Source organism: Cellulomonas humilata, from assembly GCF_013359775.1.
Classification (GTDB): Bacteria; Actinomycetota; Actinomycetes; order Actinomycetales; family Cellulomonadaceae; genus Cellulomonas; species Cellulomonas humilata.
This window is the reverse complement of sequence record NZ_JABMCI010000011.1, coordinates 1-386: the sequence shown is the minus strand read 5'-3', so window position 1 is coordinate 386 and position 386 is coordinate 1. Positions and strand designations below refer to the sequence as shown.

The window sequence follows — 386 nt, the reverse complement described above, 5'->3', positions numbered from 1 at the left end:
GGCTATGTCCCTGAGGCCGTTATCGTTGAAGTCCCCGGAGCCCACCCGCACGCCCGGGGTGTTCGCCCACGTCCCGATGAACGTCGGGGCCGACCCGTTGGTGATCTGCCAGGTCCCGTCGCCCTGCGCGAACGCGGCCGGGATCGAGGACCACCCGGCGTTCTGCCGGGCCAGCGCGGTGGCGGTCAGGCCGGTGCCGTGGAAGTCCCCGGTCACCACCCGCACGCCCGGGGTGTTCGCCCACGACCCGATGAACGTCGGAGCCGACCCGTTGGTGATCTGCCAGGCCCCGTCGCCCTGCGCGAACGCGACCGGGATCGAGGACCACCCGGCGTTCTGCCGGACCAGCGCGATGTCGGTCAGGCCGTTGCCGTTGAAGTCCCCGG

Annotated in this window: 1 protein-coding gene; it reads right to left on the bottom strand. The window is 72.0% G+C overall.

Annotation, left to right across the window (positions count from 1 at the left end; genetic code table 11):
- Window positions 1-386 (bottom strand): hypothetical protein (locus HP550_RS00045; protein ID WP_210767464.1); only part of this gene is annotated, 386 nt, incomplete at both ends.